The 24888-nt window shown below is 45.9% G+C and carries 28 protein-coding genes and 1 riboswitch; of the genes, 17 read left to right on the top strand and 11 right to left on the bottom strand.

What is annotated here, in order from left to right; genetic code table 11:
* Positions 1 to 97 precede the first annotated feature (97 nt).
* The 3 genes from NDI33_RS01315 to NDI33_RS01305 all read right to left on the bottom strand — a co-directional run bounded on the left by NDI33_RS01315 (position 98) and on the right by NDI33_RS01305 (position 2924).
* Complete coding sequence (locus NDI33_RS01315) at positions 98 to 472, bottom strand: transposase (protein WP_190678350.1); 375 nt, start codon at positions 470 to 472, stop codon at positions 98 to 100.
* A 350-nt stretch (positions 473 to 822) separates the two neighbouring features.
* Positions 823 to 1368, bottom strand: coding sequence for an SH3 domain-containing protein (locus NDI33_RS01310; protein WP_190436411.1), 546 nt, complete (start codon positions 1366 to 1368; stop codon positions 823 to 825).
* A gap of 47 nt (positions 1369 to 1415) precedes the next feature.
* A complete protein-coding gene (locus NDI33_RS01305; protein ID WP_190532808.1) occupies positions 1416 to 2924 on the bottom strand; it encodes a UbiD family decarboxylase in 1509 nt (502 codons plus the stop codon).
* Positions 2925 to 3038: 114 nt separating this feature from the next.
* On the opposite strand from NDI33_RS01305, the gene NDI33_RS01300 reads away from it, so the two are divergent.
* The gene (locus NDI33_RS01300) at positions 3039 to 4784 is read left to right on the top strand and encodes an NYN domain-containing protein (protein WP_190678348.1); all 1746 of its coding nucleotides are present in this window, start codon (positions 3039 to 3041) and stop codon (positions 4782 to 4784) included.
* A 41-nt stretch (positions 4785 to 4825) separates the two neighbouring features.
* On the opposite strand, the gene NDI33_RS01295 is transcribed toward NDI33_RS01300, so the two are convergent.
* Positions 4826 to 6298 (bottom strand): cyclic nucleotide-binding domain-containing protein, encoded by a 1473-nt coding sequence (locus tag NDI33_RS01295; RefSeq protein ID WP_190678347.1) that lies wholly within the window; start codon positions 6296 to 6298, stop codon positions 4826 to 4828.
* A 341-nt stretch (positions 6299 to 6639) separates the two neighbouring features.
* Here NDI33_RS01295 and NDI33_RS01290 point away from each other — a divergent pair, with 341 nt between their 5' ends.
* From NDI33_RS01290 to NDI33_RS01280, 3 genes are all read left to right on the top strand, one after another.
* A complete protein-coding gene (locus NDI33_RS01290) occupies positions 6640 to 7341 on the top strand; it encodes an SDR family oxidoreductase (RefSeq protein WP_190678345.1) in 702 nt (233 codons plus the stop codon).
* Between the two features lie 225 nt (positions 7342 to 7566).
* Complete coding sequence (gene hppD / locus NDI33_RS01285; RefSeq protein ID WP_190411410.1) at positions 7567 to 8688, top strand: 4-hydroxyphenylpyruvate dioxygenase; 1122 nt, start codon at positions 7567 to 7569, stop codon at positions 8686 to 8688.
* 79 nt (positions 8689 to 8767) lie between these two features.
* The gene (locus tag NDI33_RS01280; protein WP_190678343.1) at positions 8768 to 9496 is read left to right on the top strand and encodes an HAD family hydrolase; all 729 of its coding nucleotides are present in this window, start codon (positions 8768 to 8770) and stop codon (positions 9494 to 9496) included.
* Between the two features lie 34 nt (positions 9497 to 9530).
* On the opposite strand, the gene NDI33_RS01275 is transcribed toward NDI33_RS01280, so the two are convergent.
* On the bottom strand, positions 9531 to 10154 hold the full coding sequence (locus NDI33_RS01275; RefSeq protein ID WP_190411412.1) for a CPP1-like family protein: 624 nt from the start codon (positions 10152 to 10154) through the stop codon (positions 9531 to 9533).
* Between the two features lie 464 nt (positions 10155 to 10618).
* The gene (locus NDI33_RS01270; protein WP_190426037.1) at positions 10619 to 10900 is read right to left on the bottom strand and encodes a hypothetical protein; all 282 of its coding nucleotides are present in this window, start codon (positions 10898 to 10900) and stop codon (positions 10619 to 10621) included.
* A 23-nt stretch (positions 10901 to 10923) separates the two neighbouring features.
* Here NDI33_RS01270 and NDI33_RS01265 point away from each other — a divergent pair, with 23 nt between their 5' ends.
* Together NDI33_RS01265 and modA are read left to right on the top strand one after the other, a co-directional pair.
* Entirely contained in the window at positions 10924 to 11658 is a 735-nt protein-coding gene (locus NDI33_RS01265) for a response regulator transcription factor (RefSeq protein WP_190411414.1), read from the top strand.
* Between the two features lie 74 nt (positions 11659 to 11732).
* Positions 11733 to 12575, top strand: a complete 843-nt coding sequence (modA, locus tag NDI33_RS01260; protein WP_242033251.1) for a molybdate ABC transporter substrate-binding protein — start codon at positions 11733 to 11735, stop codon at positions 12573 to 12575.
* Positions 12576 to 12769: 194 nt separating this feature from the next.
* Here modA and NDI33_RS01255 read toward each other — a convergent pair whose 3' ends face one another.
* Both NDI33_RS01255 and psbH read right to left on the bottom strand, forming a co-directional pair.
* Complete coding sequence (locus tag NDI33_RS01255; protein ID WP_190411416.1) at positions 12770 to 13042, bottom strand: TatA/E family twin arginine-targeting protein translocase; 273 nt, start codon at positions 13040 to 13042, stop codon at positions 12770 to 12772.
* A gap of 132 nt (positions 13043 to 13174) precedes the next feature.
* Positions 13175 to 13378, bottom strand: coding sequence for a photosystem II reaction center protein PsbH (psbH, locus tag NDI33_RS01250; RefSeq protein ID WP_190411417.1), 204 nt, complete (start codon positions 13376 to 13378; stop codon positions 13175 to 13177).
* 83 nt (positions 13379 to 13461) lie between these two features.
* Here psbH and psbN point away from each other — a divergent pair, with 83 nt between their 5' ends.
* Positions 13462 to 13593 (top strand): photosystem II reaction center protein PsbN, encoded by a 132-nt coding sequence (gene psbN, locus NDI33_RS01245; RefSeq protein ID WP_190411418.1) that lies wholly within the window; start codon positions 13462 to 13464, stop codon positions 13591 to 13593.
* Here the strand turns inward: psbN and NDI33_RS01240 are convergent.
* Entirely contained in the window at positions 13553 to 13843 is a 291-nt protein-coding gene (locus NDI33_RS01240; RefSeq protein ID WP_190411486.1) for a hypothetical protein, read from the bottom strand. The genes psbN and NDI33_RS01240 overlap by 41 nt on opposite strands.
* Positions 13844 to 13944: 101 nt before the next feature.
* Positions 13945 to 14078: riboswitch (guanidine-I (ykkC/yxkD leader) on the top strand.
* Between the two features lie 116 nt (positions 14079 to 14194).
* On the opposite strand from NDI33_RS01240, the gene speB reads away from it, so the two are divergent.
* From speB to NDI33_RS01200, 8 genes are all read left to right on the top strand, one after another.
* Entirely contained in the window at positions 14195 to 15388 is a 1194-nt protein-coding gene (gene speB / locus NDI33_RS01235; protein WP_190411419.1) for an agmatinase, read from the top strand.
* Between the two features lie 3 nt (positions 15389 to 15391).
* Positions 15392 to 15778, top strand: coding sequence for a hydrogenase maturation nickel metallochaperone HypA (gene hypA, locus NDI33_RS01230; protein WP_199299643.1), 387 nt, complete (start codon positions 15392 to 15394; stop codon positions 15776 to 15778).
* The gene (gene hypB / locus NDI33_RS01225; protein ID WP_190678341.1) at positions 15762 to 16472 is read left to right on the top strand and encodes a hydrogenase nickel incorporation protein HypB; all 711 of its coding nucleotides are present in this window, start codon (positions 15762 to 15764) and stop codon (positions 16470 to 16472) included. The genes hypA and hypB overlap by 17 nt, the downstream gene beginning before the upstream one ends.
* A gap of 28 nt (positions 16473 to 16500) precedes the next feature.
* Positions 16501 to 17520 carry an ABC transporter substrate-binding protein gene (locus tag NDI33_RS01220; protein ID WP_190678340.1) on the top strand — a complete coding sequence of 340 codons (1020 nt, stop codon included), beginning with the start codon at positions 16501 to 16503 and terminating at the stop codon, positions 17518 to 17520.
* Complete coding sequence (locus NDI33_RS01215; protein WP_190411422.1) at positions 17517 to 18365, top strand: ABC transporter permease; 849 nt, start codon at positions 17517 to 17519, stop codon at positions 18363 to 18365. Before NDI33_RS01220 ends, NDI33_RS01215 begins: the two co-directional genes overlap by 4 nt.
* 106 nt (positions 18366 to 18471) lie before the next feature.
* A complete protein-coding gene (locus NDI33_RS01210) occupies positions 18472 to 19275 on the top strand; it encodes an ABC transporter ATP-binding protein (protein ID WP_190411423.1) in 804 nt (267 codons plus the stop codon).
* 336 nt (positions 19276 to 19611) lie between these two features.
* Complete coding sequence (locus tag NDI33_RS01205) at positions 19612 to 20391, top strand: cysteine hydrolase family protein (protein WP_190411424.1); 780 nt, start codon at positions 19612 to 19614, stop codon at positions 20389 to 20391.
* 70 nt (positions 20392 to 20461) lie between these two features.
* Complete coding sequence (locus NDI33_RS01200) at positions 20462 to 20917, top strand: cupin domain-containing protein (protein ID WP_190532768.1); 456 nt, start codon at positions 20462 to 20464, stop codon at positions 20915 to 20917.
* A gap of 219 nt (positions 20918 to 21136) precedes the next feature.
* Here NDI33_RS01200 and NDI33_RS01195 read toward each other — a convergent pair whose 3' ends face one another.
* Both NDI33_RS01195 and NDI33_RS01190 read right to left on the bottom strand, forming a co-directional pair.
* Positions 21137 to 21973 carry a sulfite exporter TauE/SafE family protein gene (locus NDI33_RS01195; protein WP_190678338.1) on the bottom strand — a complete coding sequence of 279 codons (837 nt, stop codon included), beginning with the start codon at positions 21971 to 21973 and terminating at the stop codon, positions 21137 to 21139.
* Between the two features lie 76 nt (positions 21974 to 22049).
* On the bottom strand, positions 22050 to 23219 hold the full coding sequence (locus NDI33_RS01190) for an FAD-binding oxidoreductase (RefSeq protein WP_190678588.1): 1170 nt from the start codon (positions 23217 to 23219) through the stop codon (positions 22050 to 22052).
* A gap of 210 nt (positions 23220 to 23429) precedes the next feature.
* On the opposite strand from NDI33_RS01190, the gene NDI33_RS01185 reads away from it, so the two are divergent.
* Both NDI33_RS01185 and NDI33_RS01180 read left to right on the top strand, forming a co-directional pair.
* Positions 23430 to 23951 carry a hypothetical protein gene (locus NDI33_RS01185; protein ID WP_190678336.1) on the top strand — a complete coding sequence of 174 codons (522 nt, stop codon included), beginning with the start codon at positions 23430 to 23432 and terminating at the stop codon, positions 23949 to 23951.
* Between the two features lie 149 nt (positions 23952 to 24100).
* Entirely contained in the window at positions 24101 to 24730 is a 630-nt protein-coding gene (locus NDI33_RS01180) for a class I SAM-dependent methyltransferase (protein ID WP_190678334.1), read from the top strand.
* Positions 24731 to 24888 lie beyond the last annotated feature (158 nt).

Raw genomic sequence — 24888 nt, 5'->3', positions numbered from 1 at the left:
GGATCACTTGACTAAACTAATATTGTCTACTGGCAATAAACTCACTTAGAGCACTACCAGTAGATTTGTTTTGAGATTTTAGAGTTTTTTCGATGCTCTAAAGCTTATCCATCTCCACAATCTTTTGTAGGAGTTTAGGGTTCTCTACCATTGCCTTGCGTATACGTGTTAGCATATACGCTGCTGTGTTTTTGTTGACCTCAATCTCCTTTGCGAGCTGACGCACAGTAATACTTTTTGGTGAATTCAGTATAAGGGTAATCGCTAGAAACCATTTCTGTAAGTCTACATAAGTTTTGTGGAAAAGAGTGCCAACTGTAACGCTATATGAAGTAAAGCAAGTATTACAGTGGTATCTGCGTTGATTTTTCATTGCTGTAGCATTTTTCGATTCGCAGTAGGGACACTTTGGCTTTCCACCCCAGCGAATTTGTTCAAGAAGGGTAATGCAATCTTCGTGATTTCGTGTCATCTTAAAACTCAGAACTCTGAGCTTTAAGATGGATTACAAATTCAAGTGTTCAACTGCCTACTTGCGTCTGTAAGCCGTTTGGGATATGCGATCGCCTGTAATTGCTAAAGCAAAACCCCAAGACAGTCAACCTTGGGGCTTTGTGGGTCTATTCTCAATAAAATTTACTTAAGCGATAGAAAAGACACAGCAGGCGATCGCGATCGCCTCAGACTTCCTCCTACGCGCCTCTTCAAGCTTGAACTACCGTAAAGCTTGCGATCGCAACAATTTATCAGCCCAAGCTGCATCTGGGTCTGATAGCGATCGCACTAGCCCATAAACCTAATCTATTGCACCTCGCAAAACAATTAAGAACAGGTTGTGCCTACACCACATTGATCGTCACTTTTCAGCCAACCTTTAACACCTCGATATTCAATCTCCGCCCATTCTCCCTGACAGCCTATTAATTTAACATCGGTTCTACGTGGAACTCGTGCAATTTTTCGGCTTTGCTGACTGGGACTAACATAAAGATTAACGCCATTAGTTTCATAGCCCCTCGTTGATGTGCCTAACATGGGCAAAAACACCCAGCCAGTTCCCTGAAAGCCGCCAATTTCTCTAAAAGCATTCGTAATTTTTACCCAATTTCCAGAGGAAGCAATGATATCAACTGACTCGTATGTGGGAATTTTTCCCAAGATTCGACTATTACTACTTGGGCCGCTACGCACATTTAAACCTTGCGGATCTTTGTCGATAACGACGGCAGAAATATCGCATTTTTTTTCATTAACTGGTTGCGCTAATACGCTAAGATTAGCCGTGCCAGTATTGATAACCCAACTCATGCTAGCTAGCGCTAATCCTAAGGTTAGCTTTGATGCTGTCTTGTTCGCCTTTTTAGCCATAATTTTCCCGATTATTTAACACCAGCGTTAGTGCTGGTGCCAAACAATTACTTCATATCGTAGCCGAACAATTTCGGATCAACTTCTCCTAATTGCAAGTCGGCTAAACCATACTCTGCCCAGCGTCGTTCCACCATCGCCGCCACATCTGGATCGGATTCCAAAGGTTCGCCCCATTCATGTTCGGTTTCAGGAGGAATCTTCGTAGTCGCATCAATTCCCATGCGTCCGCCTAAACCAATTTTTTCACTGGCGAAATCCAAAGTATCAAAAGGCGTATTCGGCAAAATGAAAACATCACGCACCGGGTCAACTTTAGAACTAATTGCCCACACCACTTGACGCGGATCGCGGATGTTAATGTCTTTATCTACCACAATCACAAACTTGGTGTAAGTAAACTGAGGTAAAGCACTCCAAAAAGCTAAGGCTGCACGTCGCGCCTGACCCGGATATGCCTTATCAATGGAAATAATCGCCGCTTTATAACTCAACGCCTCCATTGGGAGGAAGAAATCAACAATTTCTGACACTTGTTGCCGCAAAATCGGCGTGTAGATGCGGTTTAGCGCGATCGCCATCATCGCTTCTTCTTTTGGTGGACGACCGCTAAAAGTTGTCATATATATTGGGTCTTTGCGGTGCGTCATACACTGGAAGCGAATCAATGGCGAATCCTCGACACCGCCGTAATAGCCCATGTGATCGCCAAAAGGGCCATCTGACAACACTTCCCCCGGCGTAATCGTGCCTTCTAGGACAAATTCCGAGTCGGCTGGCACTTCTAAATCTACCGTCTTACACTTCGCCAACTGCACCCCAGAACCGCCGTAGAGTCCAGCAAACAGCCATTCTGATAAATCGACTGGAATCGGTGTTGCAGCTGCCATGATGATCAGAGGGTCAACACCGAGTGCGATCGCAACTTCCAACTTTTTCCCCCGTTCCGCCGCCTTGCGTAGATGTCTCGCACCACCCCGCACCGATAGCCAATGCACCGTCATCGTGTTGTGCGATTGCAGTTGCAGTCGGTACACCCCCACATTCGGCGTACCCGTCTCGCAATCCTTGGTAATGACCAGCCCTAGCGTGATTATCTTCCCAGCATCCCCAGAATAAGGACGAATTAACGGCAATTGGTTCAGATCCAGATCATCACCTTGGATAACCACTTGCTGACAGGCTGGGAAAAAATCGCGCCCCGGTTTCGCCTTCAGCACATCAAATAGCACCTTGCCAAACTCCACCGCCTGAGAAATCTTCTTCGGTGGCTTCGGCTGTTGCAACATACTCAGCTTTTTGCCCAGTTCCTCCAACTCCAACGGATGCTGCATATTCATCGCCCAGCAAATCCGTTCAACTGTACCCATCAGGTTCACCGCTACTGGATAAGCTGACCCTTTTACATTTTCAAATAGCAGCCCAGGGCCACCGCGTTGTAACATCCGGTTAGAAATCTCAGCAATTTCCATATCTGGGTCAACTAGGGCATCGATTCTCCGTAACTGCCCTCGTTCTTCCAGTAGCTTGATGAATCCCCGCAAGTCTCTTGCCATAGTAAAGATTAAGAAGTATAAAGCACTTTCTTTTATTATGAGGGGAATCCTAAACCTAAGAGCGCTCCCTAGAGACTTTAGGGATACGCCGCCTGAATATAACCCAAAAAAACTATGCCAGATAACGTTCGTGTGGCTTCGGTCAATGATTCTGCTGTTATTAATGAAATTAGCTTCTGTATCTATCAATCCATTATTTTCATTCAGCAACAGCAGCCAAAATTATTAACTGAAAAGTACCGGAATCTTCCCTGGAGTGATGCTCCTTACCAATCCTCCTTCCTCTTAAAATTGCAAACAGAATTCAACAAAGCACCTGATAGAGACACACTAATTAAAACAGTACAAAAGTTACTGCGATTAATCTTAACTCCTCAATGTTTAGAATTACCGATATCTAGTAAATTAATAGAAAAACTTCGTATCTTAATCGATTCATCATCTGAAATAGCTCCCAGAAATGGCTCAGCCTTTTCACATCCAGCAGAAGCGCCACGAGTGCTGATTCCAGAGCAACATATCGCGATTTTGCTTTTGGATGCCGAAAACTTACAACTCGATACCGAAACAGAAAAATTTTTAACAACCGTCTGTACTTACTTTATCCAAGTTAAAATTGCCTTTGCCAATTGGCGGCGCATGGGTAAATTAGATGCGGAATTGCATGAACGCGGCTATGATTTAATTCACGTTCCTGCTGGTAGAGATAACGCTGATGGAAAAATGATAGCAGTTGGCTTATCAATCCGGGAACACTACCCAAAAGTTAAGGAAGTCTTAGTTTGTTCATCAGATACGGTGATGACCAATCTTTGCAACCATCTTCAGAAATACGGATTAACGGTATATCGGGTTTTTCGACAGGGTTCTAATATAACCGTATCTAACTATAAAACAGGTGAAATTGAAACTTATACGCCCAAAGACTTACCAGTTATCCCACCATTAATGCAATGTATTAGTTATTTAAAAGCGTTGCTTGTCGAAGAACAAGAACGGGCTAAAATTCAGTGGGTAAAGTTATCTGCCCTATCTCAGCTATTTTACGAAAAGTACGAAATTACTATCAATCAAGTTGTTGATACTTATAGTCCCGGTAAGACTGATAAAGATATTTTCATAGATAAACCCTCTGATTTTGTAGTACATCAACTCCCCGAAACTGCTGAGATATATATCACTCTATTTAAAATCGGTCAAATGACCAAAACGACTAAACAAGATCCAGAGTTAAAAACTGATAAAACTCAAGCCGGGAATCAGACTTTAGTTGAACCCCAAAAAGCGCCAGAAAATTCTAAACTTGAACAGCAATCAGACGATAAACTTCAAGCTTTATCTACTATTACTTCTCTAGCAGAACTAGAAAATGCAGTTTTTAAAATTATTCAGGCAATGCAAGTCCAGTCCCTAGATGCTCAAATCTCAATAATGGCGTTGGGTGGAGAGTTTAGGAAAGTTTATGGTCAATCCCCTACTGCATTGGTTAAAAAATTAAAACCAGGTACTAATTTTACCCAATTTTTACAGTCATGCTCTAAATTAAAAGTTGAGAAAAATGGGCAAGGTTATCAGGTAGCGATCGCTCACGCTTCTTTATCTAAAATCACATCCTGTCTTGAGCTGGAACAAGTGTTATTAAATATGTTAAATAGTCTAGCGTCTGAATCTTTAAAAAAATATATTCCCCTAGAAACTTTAGGAGGAGAATTTCATAAGAAATACAATCAACCAATAACTGAAATTATCAAGCACTTAAATTTGGAAGGTAGCTTCACTCAATTTTTACAGTCTTGTAGCTGCTTCAAGGTAGAGAAAATAAATAAAGGATATCAAGTAGCGATCGCTCAGAACTCCTAAATCAAAACTTAATCCATTGCCTATCTTAAGCGAATTAATTCTTAGATGCCAAAAAGGCTTTGAATTCGTTGTCTGATTCGGATTAAAGGAGTCTGTTCGGAGACTTCTTCTGCCAGTATTCCCAAATCTCGTAACGCCTGTTGTCGTTCTGATAACTTTTGGGCAATCTGATCGGCTAACTCCTGATGGGTGACTAAAAGCTTCTGTAAGTCGTTGCGATCTACTACAAACAAAATCGAATCTTCCAAAGTGCGAACTGTTGCCGAACGAGGAGTTCCTAGTAACAAAGAAATTTCTCCAAAAAACTCGCCTTTGTGAAGCGTGGCAATATATTTCTCGGCTTTTTGAGAAAAGACTTCTACAGAGCCAGTCAGAATAATATAAAATGAATCGCCGGGGTCATTTTCTTGACAGACAGCCTGTCCGTTCGGAAACAGTTGTCGGTATCCGTACTCAATCAATTGCCGCAGTTCTAAATCCGTACATGACTCAAAAAAGGTGACTCTTCGTAACAAATCGCGCAGCGTCCAGTTATCGGGGGATTTGGCAAGAACTTTGGGGTTGGGTGTGATGGTGTTATTGTGCGAATTGACTTTGCCATTAGGAACATCTGTCGCGCTGGTTTTATGAAACCGATGCGTTATTTCTTCTAAATTGCGAATGTGGATATCCCTCTGGGGAAAAGGAATGGAGATTCCCCGGTCGCGAAATTCATTCTCAATCGCAAAGTTTAAAGAACTTTTGATGGGATCGCTACCCTGCGGTCGATCGATCCAAACTAATAGCTCAAAATTTAAAGAACTTTCCCCAAAATTTTTAAACCAAACTTTAGGAGCAGGAGAAGATAAAACGCCTGGTTCCATTCGAGCAGCCGCTAAAAGTGCTTCTGTGACTAAGATGGGTTCGCTCCCATAGGCAACTCCAATCGGGATATGGATGCGACACTTGGGGTCCTTATAAGTCCAGTTAATAATATGGTTTTCTACAAATCGAACATTGGGAACGATGACAAAAACGCCATCCAGCGTCCGAACAATTGTAGAACGAATAGAAATATTTTCTACAGTTCCTAAAAGACCATCAACTTCAATAAAGTCTCCGGCTCTAATCGGTTGTTCAAAAAGTAGCGTCAATCCGCTGATAAAGTTGCTGGATAAATTCTGTAATCCGAAGCCCAACCCAATCCCAATCACTCCAGCGAATACTGTTAGAGAACTCAGGTTGATGCCTGCTGTTTGCAGGACAATCATAAATCCGAAACCGGCTAAAAGGTAGCCGATGACCGCTGCGATCGCTTCTCGCGTTCCTCGATCCAATTTCACCCGCACCAGAATTTTCCGCTTAATCCACTCGCTGGTAGCGCGAGAAGCAATAAAGACAGCGATCGCTAACAAAATCAGTTGGACAATCGAACCGAGGGAAAGACGGGTGTTGCCGATTTCAAAAACCGGGGTTGTAAATAGCTGGGATAAGCCAGCAAATATTTCCCCTGTCTCTTTGACTATCCAATCCATGATTTACTCAACCTGAAGCAGGAACTCTCACGCACCTTGTCCATCACAGCCTCGATTTTTACGAAATGTCAAGGTTTTTTCTGGATAGTCTGCCCATTTTCTCGGTTTCTGCTTTGAGAGGCTCTACCAGGAAATGCCTACTGGATGGGCTTGCTACCGTGCTTAGGTGCTGCTATGGGGTTCCACCCTCTTCCTAGGCTTTCTCGGTGATTGCTGGAAGCAAGAGCGTCCTGAGAGCGTTCTTAGGCGTCTCCTCGCTCTGCAAACGAGAAATCACTGGTTTGAGCAGAATCAATCGCGGTCAGTATGATGGGAGAAGATGTAAAGAAATGTAAAGGAATATGCAAGATAAAGTCGTTGTCATCGTTGGTGCCACTGGCGGCATTGGTTCCGTCTTAACTCGCAAACTGGCACCGATGGGGGCGCGGTTGGTACTAGCGGCAAGAGATAGCAGCCGGTTGGAAAACTTGGCATCTGGACTCCCCCAAGTCTTAACCGTACCGACAGATATTACTAAACCGCAGCAAGTGGAGACGCTAATGGAAAAAGCGATCGCCCACTTTGGTCAAATTGATGTTTTAGTCAATGCGGCGGGCGCTGGCGTCATGAAGCAGTACAACCAGTTAGAACCCGCAGATTTAGACGCCATGCTTGATGTGAACTTAAAAGGCAGCTTCTACACCTGTCAGGCAGCTGCGGAGGCGATGAAGGAGCAGAAAAGCGGTCATATCTGCAATGTGGTGGGGATTCTGGGCAAGCACTCAATGGCGATGGCATCGGCTTACTGTGCCTCCAAGTTTGGCGTCGTCGGTTTCAGCAAGTGTATGGCAGATGAGCTGAAGCGCTTCGGCATCAAGTTCACCCTGTTCTATTTTGGCGGCGTTGATTCTCCTTTTTGGGACAATGTCAGCCTGAAAGTTGATCGCAAAAAGATGCTCAGCCCTGAAACTGCGGCTGATGCGATTTTGTTCGCGCTCAGCGCCGATCCGCAAGCGGTGCCGATGGAAATTAATATTCAACCAGAAAGCCACCTGTTTTTCTAAATCGTCATCGCGAACTGAGTACACCACGTATAAAATCTGCTGTTTTTTACTGACTCTGTGCCACTCTTTCCATCTCCACTCACTACTCAACAGGGGCAGGGAAACCCAGCGCCTACCGCACTCAGCGCTTTATCAAAGGAGGGATTCTTTCTCAAGAATGACCTGTAAATGCCAGGAAGAGGGCAAAATTTACACTCAGGTAGAGCTGCTCAGACTGGATAAACCATGAAAATTGACCATGTTCACTTCTATGTTGAAGATGCCAAAGCGTCGCGCGACTGGTTTGTGCTACTGCTGGGCTTTCAAGCAGTAGCCGCTGGGGTAAGCGACCACACTCGCACAGAAGTGGTCAAAAGCGGCTCAGTCTATTTTTTGCTATCTTCACCCCTGACATCGGCGAGTCCCGTTGCCCAGTTTCTGCACCAACATCCTCCCGGTGTTGCTGACATCGCTTTTAGCGTTCCTGATGTGGAAGCGGTGATGACGAAGGCGGTCAATGGAGGCGCTAAGGTGTTGCAACCCATCCAAGAACAACCGGGTAAGGTCTTTCTGAAGTGGGGCAAGATTGCCGCTTGGGGTTCTTTGAGCCATACCTTGATAGAAAGGCAGCCTAAGTTTGTTGAGCGCCAAGATAGAGGTTTTATTTGCACTTTTCCCCAGCTTGACTGGGATGGCGGAAAAGCCTTATGGGATGATGATTCCGAGCGGTTAGATGGCAGGAGCAACACCGGCTTCGCGTTTGGCGGCATCGATCATGTGGTGCTGAATGTGGCGGCTGGGGACTTGGATCGGGCAGTTGCTTGGTATGAAAAGACGCTAGCGTTTATACCGCAGCAGTCGTTTGCGATTCAAACCGAGCGTTCGGGACTGCACAGTAAGGTGATGCATCATCCGGATGGTTGGGTCAAGTTACCGATTAATCAACCCGCATCTGCGAATTCCCAAATTCAGGAATTTTTGGAGGTGAATCAGGGGCCAGGAGTTCAGCATATTGCTTTGCAAACGCCCAATATTGTGAATGCGATCGCCTATCTCCGTCAACGCGGTCTACCCTTTCTGCAAGTCCCCCGCACCTACTACACGCAACTGCTTCACCGGCAAGGACTTCAGCTATCGGAGGCTGAAATTCAGGAAATTGCGGTGCAACAAATTTTGGTGGATTGGGAGGAAAACTCTCCCGAAGCGTTGCTACTGCAAATCTTCACTCAACCGATTTTTGAACAACCTACTTTCTTCTTTGAGTTAATTGAGCGCCGCTTACAGGCACGGGGTTTTGGGGAAGGCAACTTTCGCGCTCTTTTTGAAGCGATTGAACGAGAGCAGATGAAGCGAGGTAGCCTGTATTGAGGAACCTATCGGCAGGCAGGTAAAAAAGGGGTAATTTGTGATTAATCTTAATCATATAGATTAACCCCTGCGTCTAAAAATGTTAAGAATTATCAGTGACTTCGACGGCCCAATTATGGACGTTTCGGAGCGATATTACCAAGTTTACCAGTTTTGTTTGGAACAGACGCGGCGGGAAGACCAGTCAGTGCGTCAGATGTCTAAGGAGGAGTTTTGGGGTTTGAAGCGATCGCGCGTCCCAGAACGACAAATCGGCATCCTTTCCGGTCTCGATGAAGAGCAAGCCCAAGCATTTGCGGCACTGCGGCGTCAAACCGTGCATACCATGCCCTATCTAGTTTATGACGCCCTGGCACCCGGAGCCGTTGACGCCCTGGAAAAAGTACAGCAAGCAGGCGTCGATTTGGTGGTACTAACCATGCGCCGTCAACGAGAGTTAGATTACGCTTTCGGTCGTTACGACTTAGCGCGATTTTTCCCAGAGAATCGGTGCTACCACCTGGCAAACGACTACGTGAAGACTCGTGACATCGACGACAAACCGCTGCTGATGGAACGCGCGATCGCGGAACTTCCTCCCGCCTCTGATGTGTGGATGATCGGGGATACCGAGGCTGATATGATTGCTGCAAAAAACCACGGCGTTAAGGTCATCGGGGTTTTGTGCGGGATACGCGATCGCGCTCAGCTTGAGCAATACCAGCCAGACTTGATCGTAAACAACCTTGGTGAAGCCGTAGATTTCGTGTTGAGTCAGCCGCTGCCTGAAGAATTAAACATAAAAAATGAAAAATTAAAAATTCTCTAATTAACTCTTAATTTTTCATGTTTAATTCTTAGCTTTAGCGCAGAAAGCTACTAACCAGCCAGAGAATAATAAACGTCACCACCGTGACGAATTTATCTGGCGTCAATCCGATATTGGAAATTTGCGTCATCAGCACATTATCGAGCAGCGTTCCCAATCCAATTCCTACGAACAACCCCAGCAGCGTCAGCAGGAAAGCGCGACCAAATTTCCGCTCTTTGCGATTGACCAAAAATAAAGTTAATCCAGCCCCTAACGCCATATTCAATGGCAGCATCGAATCATTGGTGCCTGGATAGGCTGTAATGGCGCTCAATGCCAAGAACAAACCGCTAGGCCACGCCACCTCCTGTAAGGAAGGCGTATCAATCAGATTTTGCAACCAAGCTGGGGAACGGTTGACCGGCACAGGAGTAAAAGTGGGAGGAGGCGCGATCGCCCGCTCTGGGAACCGAATCCGTTCCGGAACCTTAATTTTTCCCTCTTGGCGCATCCTCAGACGTTCCATTAAAATCGCATCGTAGGCCGTCTCCATCGCTTCCAGAAGCTCCTTCTCGCCATGATGCTCTTGAAGAAGGCGCTTGCGGGTCTCCTGAATTTCCTCAAAAGTTGCGTCTTCTGACAGTCCAAGCTTTTCGTAGGGATTTTGCTCGCTCATCCAAAACCTCCCAGAGATCTATTATTTTTAGCAGTCTTCATCGACTCAATCGTTTCTGGCAATCTAGCTCCCTATCTACACTGCCAGTTCCTCAGGCTAGAAGAAAGTATCGTTAGCCAGCCGTTCTAACCTATGTAACCTAAAACTCCCTAATTCCCGTTGCGAAAAGAAGATCTCCGACCCCATGAGAGCGCGATTGGAATACTTTCACGCTGATTGGAGAAGGTGCTACGGCTCTTGAAGGATGGAATGGTCATAAATTACTACATTTGGCAAAGTATCTATACATTTCCCGTGAAGTTTTGTCATACTGGTTTTTTGTTCAAAGCCGTTCAAGTCCTTGAAATCACTGCCTAATCGCAGTTGACCCTTAGCCTTGAGTGCCTACATTCATCCTATCCTCCAAGTTAGTTTAGCTTGATCCTTGAACACAAGCGCTTCTCTCGAAAGACACTTTTATTCGTTTACCAGCTAACCGTCAGATGATTTATCCGGATTCGCTCGGCAAATTTAATTTTTTTAGACAAAAAAGACTTACAACAAACCGCCAGACTGCCCATCGTGGAGACTTGACGATTACGAGATATTTTCACTAACTGGGGAGAGCGACGATAATTGTCTAAAATGCTCATTACGTCATTAAGCTTGGGAATATTAATAAGGTAAGGAAGCGATTTTTCGCCTTCCAAAGCGCTTATTTCCCCGACTCGACCTGTTTGCTTAAAATACCGCTGTCCGTTAATCATAATCCAGTTCTTAGTGGAAAGTTATGGTCCTGGCTTCCGCAACTCACAAGATTCTTGTCGTGGATGACGATCCGGCCATCCGGAATCTCATCTATCGCTTCTTAAGTCAGCAAAATTATCAAATGGAGTCTGCTGAAGACGGCAAGACCGCCCGCGCCGTGTTTGATCAATTCAACCCAAACCTGGTGATTCTGGACGTGAATTTGCCTGACGCGAATGGCTATCAACTCTGCAAAGAATTGCAAAGCCGCACCGACGTATTAGTACTGCTGCTAACGAGTCGCGCCGACGAAAACGATAAAATCCACGGCTTCTCCCAGGGTGCGGATGACTACATTACCAAGCCTTTTAGCTTGGGAGAGTTAGGCGTCCGCGTCGGGGCGCTTTTAAAGCGCCATCGGCCCCTGAAAGTCGCCGAACAGCAACGCCTCATCTTTGACAAACTGGTGATTGATCCAGTGCGTCGAGAGGTGAATCTGAGCGATCAACCAGTACCTCTGACCGCCTTAGAATTTAATTTGTTGCATTTCTTGGCGAGTCATCCCGGTCGGGTTTGGCGTCGAGCCGAGTTAATCAAAGAAGTTTGGGCTTCTGACTACATTGGAGACCCACGGGTTGTTGACGTTCATATCGGGCAGATTCGCAAGAAGATAGAAATCGATTCTACTCAGCCTGAGTTAATTCAAACAGTTCGGGGCGTCGGTTACAAATTTGAAGTTCCGGGTAAACCCGAACTCAATGGCAAAGCGGAGCGCTGAAACGAATGGTTCAAGAACATCAAAGCCTCAAATCATAGTTTTTGCTAAGGAAAAAACGCTTGAGTTCTTTTTTGATGCCACGCAAGTGTCCGGAGAATGCCAATCGGTTCGCTATCCTACCCCCTCTCATCCTGCTAAGTCTGGTTATGAGTTTTCTGCTGGGGGCTTGCAGTGCCCCAGCTATTTCCCCAAAGGCATCTGAATCTACATCTACCACGCTGACTGTTGCTGCTGCTGCTTCGTTGAGCGAAGCTTTTACAGAGATTGCCACATCCTTTCAAGCTCAGCTTCCTACCTTTACCGTTCACTTTAATTTTGCCGCTTCTGGTTTCTTGCAAAAGCAAATCGAACGGGGTGCCCCCATTGATGTATTCGCGAGTGCAGCAGCTCGACCGATGGATGCTTTAGAAACGCAGAATTTGTTGCTTCCCCAAACTCGCAAGACGTTTGCTCGTAATCAATTAGTCCTGGTGGCAACTACTGCTCAAACCCCTTGGCTGAAGAAACTATCTGACTTAAGGGATAGTCGTCTGAAACGTTTAGCAATCGGTAATCCAGCTACAGTGCCAGCGGGAGAGTACGCAAAAATAGCTCTCGAAAAAGAAAATCTTTATACCAAACTGGAAAAAGAAAAAAAGTTAGTCTTTGGTGACAATGTGCGTCAAGTTTTGACTTATGTGGAGCAGGGAAATGTTGACGCCGCCCTTGTCTATGCAACGGATGCGGCGATATCGAAGAAAGTGAAGGCGATCGCCCGAATTCCCCCTGAATCAACTCGACCTATCAGCTATTGGATAGCGGTTGTCAAGCAAAGTCAAAATTCTCAGCAGGCAAAAGAATTCATCGACTTTGTTACTAGTAACAGAGGGCAGCAGATATTGCAGAAATATGGCTTTCTACCAGTCGCTGACAATTAGCGTCTACCCCCTTTCCTGTTCTATAGCAATTCTCTATTGGATCCACTACGGTTTAACCCCACTCCTGCACTCTCCCAGCGAACGGGGAGGGGTTCGATATCCCCTCTCGGTTCATAAAAGGGGGTCGGGGGTGAGGTTCCTGTATATTCCACTAAGAGTGAGAATCGCTAGCGTGGCAACGAGAATTGCCAGTTTTAGCTGTGTTGCGATGAGCTAGTTGCGGGATTCTCTGACTTTCCGTTTGCTACTTTCTCTGAGTCAGCCTGGGGAAGTGTCTTGACAGCTTGTTCTATCTGCTCTGCTTCCTGCTTGAACTCAGTTTCAAATTCTCTGGATGCTTCCTGGAAGCCGCGAATTGCCTTGCCCATACTGCGACCAATTTCTGGCAACTTTTTAGGACCAAAAATCAAAAGAGCCACAACCATAATCAGCGCCATTTCCGGCAGACCGATGCCAAAGATATTCATAGGATTTTTCGTGCAAAAGGTTAACTTTAGTATAGAACCGACAAAAAAACCCGGTCTAGCCGGGAAAGCATCAGTGTTTTTTAATCGTGGCGTTATGTAAAGCCCAAGGACTTCGCGCCAGATTACAGTCGATTAACGCCCTAGGCTTTTCCAATCGACATCAACACCCTCAACGAGGAGTGAGGAATTGTAAAGTTGCAGAATAATCAGTAAAAAGACCAAAAATAGCACCATAAAGACGCCCATCAATGGCGTAGTGCCCCACCCCGGAGATACTTTCCCATATTCAGAGTTAAGGGGTTTGAGGACATCTCCTAACCAAGTCCGTTGTGCCATAGCTTTCCTAGGATCAATCTCGACAGAAGTTTTTAACGTTTTGTAATATTGTATAGGAACTGCTCTCATAAATTATCTCACCTATGGAACCCGCAACAGTTCTTAGCATTTCTATCGCTACCTTTCTCGTCGCTATCACTGGTTTCACCATCTACACTGCGTTCGGGCCTCCTTCTAAGGAATTGAGCGATCCGTTTGAAGATCACGAAGACTAAAGCTTTCCGACGACTGACCCGTGTAGGGCGATCGCTCTCCTAAGGGGTAGGCGCAACTACACAAGATTGTCCTAATTGGGCGCTGATGATGCGCCAAGCCTGGAGTCGTTTGCATCCAGGTTTGGCTGCGGTGTCCGGTACGATTTGAGCCTTCTCGGTAGCAAAATCCTGCTTGTAGGCTGTGATGCGAGCGTTCATCTAGGTAGCGATCGCTTGACTCTGGATTCCCCCCTGGGGGGAATCCGCCCAATTGTAACTTTGATTACATTCTCCCTTAAAATTTATTGATATCTATACATTTAAGCTTTCAAAGTTCATCCAACAAATATTGATAGCTATCGGGTAAAAAAAATTAATAGCTTCTAGGGTTCCGGTTTAAGTCTCAAGATTTAAACGGCTGGTCCGAGAGAAGCGAATCAGTCATAGAGTGTTTTTAGAAATTGAAACACGGACTGGTTACACGGCGGGAGAAAAGCCCGGGAGGTACATAGCAGAAGCTTATCTGTTATGGCTTACCCGGGCTATTGTTTTTGCAAGTCTTCTTTGACTTGGGAGAAAAAATAGAGCTTTTAGACTGACGAAACATCCCATTTTTCCAAACATGACTGACATAAATTCTCAAAACTCGAATTCGGATTTTCAGCCGCCGTCTACTGAAGCGAGTCGCGCCTTAGAGAAAGAAACCCATCTGCCAATGACAGGCTGGCAACAGGAGGTTGCAAAAGGGTTAGAGTTTGGATTAGAGGCAGCAGAAAGTATACGCGATCGCTCTATTTCTACCTTCTCTCGCGGCGAACTTCCCCACTACGCAGGTATTAACACCTTCCTGAAAGCACCTTATATAGAAGATGTGCGAAAAGTGGGTGAATACGATGTTGCAATTGTAGGCGTACCGCATGATTCTGGCACCACCTACCGACCTGGAACCCGGTTTGGTCCTCAAGGAATTCGGCGGATTTCGGCTTTGTATACGCCCTATAACTTTGAATTAGGCGTTGATTTGCGAGAGCAAATTACCCTGTGTGATGTTGGAGATATTTTCACAATTCCCGGAAATAACGAAAAGTCATTTGACCAAATTTCTAAAGGAATTGCTCATATCTTTAGTTCTGGTGCTTTCCCAATTATTTTGGGAGGCGATCATTCAATTGGCTATCCCACAGTGCGGGGAGTTTGTCGCCATTTAGGCGATAAAAAACTGGGGATTATTCACTTCGATCGCCACGTCGATACCCAGGAAACAGACCTCGATGAGCGCATGCACACCTGCCCTTGGTTCCATGCCACAAACATCAAAAATGCCAATCCAAAAAACCTCGTGCAATTAGGAATCGGCGGCTGGCAAGTGCCGCGTCAAGGTGTAAAAGTCTGTCGAGAACGAGCCACAAATATTCTGACAGTTACAGACATCACAGAAATGGGTTTGGATGCAGCGGTAAACTTCGCTCTAGAAAGAGCTTTAGACGGAACCGACTGCGTTTATATCAGCTTTGATATTGACTGCATTGATGCCGGTTTTGTCCCAGGAACGGGTTGGCCTGAACCAGGTGGATTATTACCCCGCGAGGCTCTTTATATGCTGGGCAAAATTGTTCAGAAAGCACCCGTTTGCGGGCTTGAGGTGGTGGAAGTATCGCCCCCTTACGACATCAGCGACATGACATCTTTGATGGCAACGCGAGTGATTTGCGACACGATGGCGCATCTAGTGCTGTCAGGACAGTTACCTCGAAAAGAAAAAGCCGCATACATTCACCCCTACGCCCAACCAGAATTAGTTGCAGAGTGGAGTTGAGCCTTGCACGAAACTGACATGACAAAGGCGCTCATTTTCACAGTAAAAGACTGGTGGGAATCCCAGACTGAGCGCCCCCAGATTACCCAGATTCACTTAATTGTTGGTAAGTTCACTTGTGTCGAACCTGTCAGTCTAAAATTTGCTTTTGAAGTACAGACTGGCAACACCTTTTTAGAAGGGGTAGAACTGGTAATTCAGGAAACACCGCTGATTGCCTTTTGTCACCGCTGCCAACAAGAATATGCACCCCAAGTTGGATTGCAATACGGCTGCCCTGAGTGTGACTCACCGATGGAGGATATTCGCTCAGGTAGAGAACTAAAAATTGACCGAATTGAGTATAGTTTTGACGAAGTACAGAAAAACGCTTATGCATCAAACATTTGACGCTGCATTAGGAATTAACTTGCTCCATGCTAATCAGAAAGGAGCCGATCATAATCGGGCGCATTTCGATAAGTGGGGGATTACTTGTTTCAATATTATGAGTAGTCCTGGGGCGGGTAAAACAGCACTGTTAGAGCGATCGCTTGCGGTTTTGACGGATGATTTAAAAATCGCCGTAATTGAAGGGGATATGACGACGGAGTTGGATGCCGACCGTTTGCGTCAATCTGGAGTCCCTGTAATTGCAATTAATACGGGGCGTTCCTGCCACTTGGATTCCAAGATGGTAGCTGGAGGAATTCATCAACTAGAACACCAATATAATCCTTCGGATTTTGATTTAGTGCTAGTTGAAAATGTCGGTAATTTAGTTTGTCCTGCTGAGTTTGAAGTAGGAGAACACGTTAAAGTTGCTTTGTTGAGCGTGACTGAAGGAGAAGATAAACCCCTCAAGTATCCGGTGATGTTTCAAGAAGCGGATTGTTTATTAATTACCAAGATCGATTTGGCTCCTTATCTCGATATTGATATTAATCGGATTGCAGCCAACGTCCGTCAGATGAACCCTCATGTCACAATTATTGCGGTTTCTGCCAAGACGGGTGAGGGATTAGAAAATTGGTTTGATTGGGTAAAGTCGCAAGTTTTAAATCAACGTTCATCTGCTGCGGCAACAGAAATGCTACCCGCCTAATGAGCCTGCTAGTAAAGAGTGAGACTCAATGAAGACCCGCCAGTTACTTTCTCTATTCTCGGTCTTTTTGCTCAGCCTCGTCATTACGGTTAGTTGTGCTAACCCCCAGCAAACCGCTACATCCTCAAAAACTGAAACAATCCAAATGGGTTTCAGTGTCTGGCCTGGGTGGTTGCCCTGGCAGGTGGCTCAGGAAGAAAAGCTGTTTGACGCGAACAAAGTTAATGTGAATTTGAAGTGGTTTGATGGCTATTTAGATTCCATTAACGCCCTCAATGCTGGTCAGCTCAGCGCGAATACCCAAACCTTGAATGACACGATCAGCTCAGTGGCTGCTGGTTCCGATCAAGTGATTGTATTAGTTAATGACAATTCAACAGGCAACGATAAAATTATTGTTCGGGAAGGTATCAATAGTATTGCCGACCTCAAAGGGAAAAAAATCGCTGCTGAAGAAGGAACCGTCGATCATTTCTTGCTACTTCTCGGACTGAAAAAAGCGGGTTTAACCCAGGCTGATATTACTTTTCAGCCTTTAGAAACCGGCGCAGCCTCAGCTGCTTTTGTTGCGGGTCAAGTGGATGCAGTTGGAGTTTTTGCACCGTTTACCAGCAAGGCGCTAGAACGTGCTGGAAGTAAAGAATTATTCAGTTCTAAAGACTTTCCGGGAGCAATTCCCGATCATTTAACGGTCAGCCGAAAACTGATTAACGAACGTCCTCAAGACGTGCAAGCTTTGGTCAATACATGGTTCGATACCTTGGCGTTTATCCGCACCAATCCTGACAAAGCTTACGCCGCGATGGCAAAACGGGCTGGGGTCACGGTTGAGGAATACAAGAAATACGAAGCCGGGACGAAAATCTTCAGCATTGAAGACAACTTGAAAGCATTTAGTCCCGGTAATGACATGACCTCTTTGAGTTACGCCGCTCAAGAAATTAGCAAATTTTTAGTTGAGGCTAAGTTAACTCAACAGACTCCGAATCTTACCCAAATATTTGACGATCAGTTTATCAAAGCCTACGCGGCAAAGCAAAAATCATGAACCGCTACGCTGAAGATTTGCCGGAAAATAATTCCGCTCGTCCTCGTAAAATGTTATCGCCTAGCGTCTTCTGGCGCATTGGTGAGGAGATTCCTAAAAAATTGGCATGGACTTTAATGGTTCTGTCAATTTGCATCCCGGTTGCTCTTTGGTGGATAGTCTCCAATGCTGGGATAGTCGCACCTTTATTTTTGCCGACTCCCGCTCAAGTTTGGGGCGCTTTTCAGAGGCTTTTAGCAACTGGCGATTTGCAAAAAGATATTGCCTATAGCCTGTTTCGCGTTCTGAGTGGCTTTTCTCTGGCGGCGCTGATTGCAATTCCCTTAGGGATACTGATGGGAACTTTTTCCAGCATTCGAGCGCTGATGGAACCGATTATTGGCATTGTGCGTTATATGCCAGCACCGGCTTTTATTCCCTTACTAATTTTGTATTTTGGTCTGGGAGAAGAACCAAAAATTCTGCTGATTTTTATCGGAACGCTATTTTTTAACACGCTCATGGTGATGGATGCGGTGAAGTTTGTACCGAAAGAGCTATTGGAAACTTCCTACACCTTGGGCGGTCAGCGAAAGCAAGTTTTATTGCAAGTAATTTTTCCCTTTATTCTTCCGAGTATTATCGATGCGGGTCGCGTCAATATGGCAGCTTCTTGGAACTTAGTCATCGTGTCCGAGTTGGTGGCAGCGACAGAAGGCTTGGGTCGCCGTATTAGTGTCGCCCAAAGATTTCTCAAGACCGATGAAATTTTTGCGGGACTGATTGTAATTGGCTTGATTGGTTTGACGATAGACCTTTTGTTTCGATTGTTACTGCGCGTGTCTTGTAAGTGGGCTAATGATTAAGAAAAGAAGTAAGCAGTCATTGGTTTTGAAGGATTCGTTCGGTGCTAGTGACCAATGACGATTAGAGTGGGCAACTCAATCTAAAAACTTAAAATTATCACTCATTATGCATTTGCAAGTTTCTCAACTCCATAAACAATTTCCAATTCGACGCGGTTCGCTCGTTGCTCTCAAAGATATCAATTTGCAGATTGAAGAGGGAGAATGTATCTGTGCGGTAGGTGCTTCGGGTTCTGGTAAGTCAACATTGCTACGGTTGATTGCTGGATTGGATACTCCCACGGCGGGGGAAGTTTTGGTCGATGGGGTGCGCGTGACGGGACCTGGCCCTGACCGGGGAATGGTGTTCCAAAGCTATACGCTATATCCGTGGATGACGGTTGCAGAGAACGTGGGATTTGGTTTAAAGCTGCAAGGTGTCTCCTCGGTAGAACGACGGCGACGGGTGGCTTATTATCTGGACGTGGTTGGGTTGTCTGGGTTTGCGAAGTCACTTCCAAAGGAACTTTCAGGTGGGATGAAGCAACGGGTCGCGATCGCGCGTGCTTTAGCCTCGCAACCGAAAATTTTACTGATGGATGAACCGTTTGGGGCGTTGGATGTGCAGACGAAAGAAGCGATGCAGCAATTTTTACTAGAAGTCTGGCAACGCACGCGGACAACAATATTTATGATTACTCACGATGTTGAGGAAGCAGTGTTTCTATCTCAACGCATCTATGTGCTGAGTTCGCGTCCAGGTACGGTTAAAGAAGAATTAAGTATAAAACTCCCAAGCGATCGCACTTATGACATTAAGTGCAATCCTCTGTTTCAGGATTATAAGGATCGGGTAATGGAACTCCTCCGCGCCGAGGAAGACAAAACTTTACTAAAAAGTAGCTTTCAAGAGTTACCGATGGTGGTTTAAGCAACAAGATCGTTTCATTCTAGTTCCGGAACCCCACCCCAACCCTCCTGAATAAAATTTATTCCTTATCTTCCCTCTGCTGGCGGGGAGATAGAGGGGGGTACGGAGAAGGGGAATTTTGCCTTTTGGGATTAAAAATTATTTCCGATCTTACTCTTGCTGGTGGGGAAGTGAGGAGGTTGTGCAAGTAAGCAGGAACAGGTCAATCGGGTATGCCCAAACCTTCTGTAAGTTTATAACTCGCGCATTTTCCCGTGAAGTTAAGAAATCAAAAAATTTAAGAGTCCTGGGCAGAAAAAGTAGTATTCCTCAAGATTGCCCCCTTGCACTCTCCCTATGAATCGACCCCTCCGTACCTTGGGCGTGCCGCCGAATGCTTGGGCAGTTGATGCGGAAATTGCTGATATCACGCGCCCGCCTTTAAAACCGCAAGTTGTCACCCTAGCCACAGAAACCAAGACGCTACGCCTGGATTTGGCAAAAGCCGCAATTTTGGTGATTGATATGCAGAATGATTTCTGCCATCCAGATGGCTGGCTAGCCCACATTGGCGTAGACGTGACACCCGCCCGAACTCCCATCAATCCGCTTAAAACGCTGTTGCCAGAATTGCGAACGGCAAACGTTCCGGTGATTTGGGTTAACTGGGGGAACCGCCCCGACTTACTGAATATCAGCGCTAGTGTACGCCATGTCTATAATCCCACCGGCGATGGCGTGGGTTTAGGAGATCCGCTGCCCGCGAATGGTTCGCCAGTGCTGATGGTGGGCAGTTGGGCGGCGGCGGTGGTGGATGAATTGGAACCAAACCCCGAAGATATCCGCGTCGATAAGTACCGGATGAGCGGTTTTTGGGATACACCTCTCGACAGCATCTTGCGGAACCTGGGAAAAACGACTTTGTTCTTTGCCGGAGTCAATGCAGATCAGTGCGTGATGGCAACGCTGCAAGATGCTAACTTTCTCGGCTATGACTGCATTTTGGTGAAAGATGGTACTGCTACCACATCCCCAGAGTATTGCTGGCAAGCCACCCTTTATAACGTAAAACAGTGTTTTGGTTTCGTGGCAGATTCTCAAGCTATCGTAGAAGCAATTAAGTTGGCTAACCGCTAATGCTAATCGCCAATGGTAACGAACAATTAGCCATTAGCCATATTGCTCTCTTTTAGAGGAGAAATGCCCGATGGACTCGTCCCGTTGCATGATTCCGATCGTCAAGTCTCCCAGAGACTATCAAGCCTTTCGCATCAGTCCTGAGGATAGTAATCGGTTAGCGATTGTCTTCGATCCGGCAAGCGCTAACGTTTCATTAACGTTTTGTGTAGAAATTTTTGATGTTGGTGGGAAAACTCCTCCCAATCGTCACCAAATGGCTGTGGAGATGTTTTTTGTCCTCAAGGGGCAAGGGCTAGCGACTTGCGACGGCAAAACCGTCCCGATTTGCCCTGGAGACAGCTTATTAGTACCGCCGACGGGGATTCATAAAATTGAAAATACAGGTTGCGATCGCTTGTATACGCTGTGCTTTATGGTTCCCAACGAGGACTTTGTGGAACTGATTCGCAGCGGCGTCCCCGTCGAGTTGGATGAGGAGGATTTAAGAGTTCTGAATCGTTCAGATGCGCTTGTCGCTTGCTAAAGGTTTAAGAGAAAGAAACGGTTTGTCTGCTTAGTTATTAGTTACGAGTTATGAGTGAAGGCGAGATCCCTGACTTCTGCGAGAAGTCGGGGATCTGAACCGCTCGTATCTGATAACTAAACCAGGCTCGTTATCAATACAAATAAATTCAATAAATAGAGAAAGGTACTTATTGTAATTTAAAGTTTAAACTTATCTAAAAACTGTTTTTAGATAAGTTTAAACTTTAAAATCGTTATAGTTTTGCCATGCTTGCCAAAAAACATAAATAGATAAAATCCCTAGCAAGGTGCGAAAGGCTAAACTGACGACTTCATCGGGCAATTTGGGGAGAAACCGCGTACTTATTTGCGCCCCCAAGAAACCACCACATCCTAAAAGAAGTCCTTCAACTAACAAAACATTGCCTCTGAAAGCGTGTCCTATAGTCGCTGATATAGCTGTAATAACGATGACACCTAAACTGGTTTGAATGGCGACTTTGATGGTTTCTCCTAAAAGTAAAATTTGCAGCGGCACCATAATTACACCGCCACCAACACCAAATAAACCTGCGAGTATCCCAGCAGCGCTGCCAGTGGCAATTCTGGCAAAATTTGGATTGAAGAAGATGTTTGAATTTTTAGGGATGGTATCGTGGCTACCTGGAGTTTTTAGTTCCTGTTCTTCTTCCTGCTTCTTCTTGATTGTTAGCTGCTTGCGTAGTTCAACTAAGTAAATATTTAAAAGTAGCAATAATCCAAAAGCTGCTAGCAGTAAATAAGGACGGAATTGGGTAGCTAAATAAGCACCAATTTGTGCAGTGACTACAGCAGGAAATCCAATGGCAATCACTCTTTTGAAGCTGAATAACCCCATCCGCCAGTTTTGGACACTGCCAGAAATTGCCGTAATTAAAATTGCTAGGCTACTGGTGCCAACCGCTTGCACGGGTGTGTATTTCAAAGCGACTAATAAGGGGACAAGAACCGTACCACCGCCAATGCCTAAAAATCCCGCGAGAATTCCGGCAAAGAGTCCAGCGATCGCAAAAATCAATAAACTCGTGGTTGTCATAGTAAAAACCCCTGACGATTGAAGTCGCGGCTATACAAACAAAGCCTGCCTACGCAGACTAATAGGGATTGTATCGCTACAACTGTAGCGGCGATAATTGGGTGAGAACCTCGTCTTCTTGACCTGCTGCCCAACTAGCAAAATGCTTGGCTAAGGATGGCACGAATACCAAGGGATTTGAGAATCCGGAGAAGAGATAAGCGCCGTCTACGTTATTGAGTGCCCCAACTAAGGGAAGGCGATCGCTACTAAACGCAACCAAGCAGTGATGCCACTTTCCGGGTAGATTTTCTAGTGCAGGTAAGATTTTACCAACCGCAGCGCGGAGGTTCGCTTCACTTTGGGCCGCATCAATTTTAGCGTTGGGAGCGGTCAGAACTCGGCTAATTTGACCGATGCGTAAACTGCCATCTTGGAACTGAATCGCACCGGCATCTAGAATCGGTGGAACAGGCTCATAATCGGGTTCATCCCATAAGCGATCGTGTTCAGGGATAGTTGCTTGGGCTTCTAGTTGAAAGCGTTTGATCTCTGCTGGCATCACCGTTGTCTGCAACTGTACATCAATGGGTGGCGTTTCGATGAGTTCGGTATGGGTGAAATACAAGCGGATTGGAATCTCCGCAGCTTTGAGTAGCTGCCGACTCATGGCACCGGCACAAATAACGGTTTTGGCAGCGTGGTAGGTTGCAGTTGCGGTTTTGACTCCCTGAATCTTTGAGCCTGTGCCGAGTAGTTCCACCACCCGATCGATTTGCACCTCACCCCCAGCGCGGCGAAAAGCTTGAGTGTAGCCTTGAGTTAGTTTTTCGGGTTCAATGTGACCGTGACGAACCGTTAAAGCAGCTGCGATCGCATCTGGATTGAGTAGCGGTTCCATCTCGCAAGCTTCTGCAACGCTGAGTAACCGAGGCGGAATTGCAAACTCAGCGTAGTTGGCAGCAACTTTCTCCGGCTCGTCATCAGTACCAATGGTCAAAATTAAATCTAATTCGCGGAACTGGGTATCGGTGTCTAATTCCTCAGATAAAATGCGGTGACGCTCAATCCCCTCAGCACATAACTGTCGCGTCAACTCAGTCGTCCCTGACCAGTAGGCAATTCCACCATAACTATAGCGGGTGGCACCTTGTAGTGAGGCGTGTTGCTCTAACAAAAGAACCGAAAAGCCTTTGATTGCCAGTTCGTAAGCCAGCGCCGCGCCTGTAATGCCGCCGCCGACAACAATCCAGTCGTAAGTTTTCATCATTGCCATTGGTCATTCCTGCGTAAGTTCTGACTATTTTCCTTCCCCGCGCACACACGCTCTGTAAAGCTCTGTAACCCTAACGAGCCTTGGTTTTGCCTGATTTCTGGAAATGCTTTTCGTCGATTTGAAGAACCAAAAAGCAGGCAGTTGAAGGGTGCTAAGTGCAGATGCCGACAACTCGTCTTCAGTTCAAAGGAAGGTTAACACATGGCATTCGGTCTTCGTAAATTTAATTACAAATATGTTTCAACGCTGGCGCTACTCGGTGCAAGCGCATTTTTATTGTTGAACTCCCAAGCATGGGCAACAGCACTCACTAACAACGCTTCCGGTATTCATGTTTCTAAGACTAACGTAGGCAATACTACTCTACAAATTGCCGCCCAACCCCAAACCGGCGTCAACCGGCGCGTACAATTTGCACGGGGGAGAAGCTCTACTACGATTAAGGGAGCAGTGCCCCTAGGCAAAAAAGACATCTATACTTTCAGGGCACGGAAAGGTCAAACAATTATTACAGAAATAACCTGGGAAGGCGATCGCGTAGGTGCCGATAACAACGACGAAGGACTGTCTGGCTTCACCTTCGTTTGGCCTAACGGAGAAGTGATGGAACACCCACAAAATATTTATTTCGAGGCAACATCAACAGGCGATTACCGGGTTGTGGTTGCACAGCCTTATAAGCTGACCAATTCCAGATACACATTTAAGTTGACGATTGAATAAGGAATCGGGCTTAAATAACGTATAAAGTTCGTGTTCCCTAGGGATATGGTATTGCCATGCCCCTAGGGTATTTTTATAGCCGCCCAGCACAGCCACTCAGCACTCGGTCAGCAGCTAGTAGATAATAAGAAATTTCTATGGAGTTACAAATGCAAAGCTGTCCCTGTTGCTGGAATAAGCGCTTATTTGCGTGGTTGCTATCCAAAGGCAACGCTGGATATGAAAAACTGGTAAGCGATCGCAAGCGCGATCTATTTTCTGACTTGCACGGCGATGTGTTGGAAATTGGCCCAGGAACGGGTGCTAACTTCCCTTATTATCCAAAAGACATTCGCTGGATTGGCATTGAGCCGAACCCGTATATGCATCCTTATCTGCGAAAAGAAGCCGAACGAAATGGCTTAAACAATCCCGATATCCGCAGTATTAGCGCCCAACGACTGGAAGCTGAAGATAACAGTATCGATGCGGTTGTTAGTACCCTTGTCTTGTGTTCGGTGCCGGATTTAACAGCAACTTTCCATGAAATCTTGCGAGTCCTCAAACCCGGCGGGCGCTTCTTGTTTCTCGAACACGTCGCCGCACGCCAAGGTACTTTCTTGCGACGGGTACAGGAGGGTGTGCGTCCAGTGTGGAAATTTCTTGCCGATGGTTGCGACCCAGATCGAGAAACTTGGGTAGCGTTAGAAAACGCTGGTTTTGACCGCCTCAATTACGAAAAGTTTGAGATCGATTTCCCCATTGTTAGCCCTCAAATCGCCGGTGTCGCGACCAAGTAGCAGGATTGTTTGGGAAAGTAATTGAAGTGCTTGGAGTGCGCTCTTTGTGTAGCCCCAGGTTCGCCTGAAACTCAAGTTCAAGGCTCATCGCTCAAGTCCATTGAAATAAACTAAAATTCTTAGGCAGTCTTCTCTTAGAAGACTTGATTCTGTTAGCC

The organism is Trichocoleus sp. DQ-A1 (assembly GCF_039961955.1).
Taxonomy (GTDB): Bacteria; Cyanobacteriota; Cyanobacteriia; order Cyanobacteriales; family FACHB-T130; genus FACHB-T130.
The sequence above is the reverse complement of the archived record's forward strand: the minus strand, read 5'-3'. Positions and strand labels throughout refer to the sequence as shown.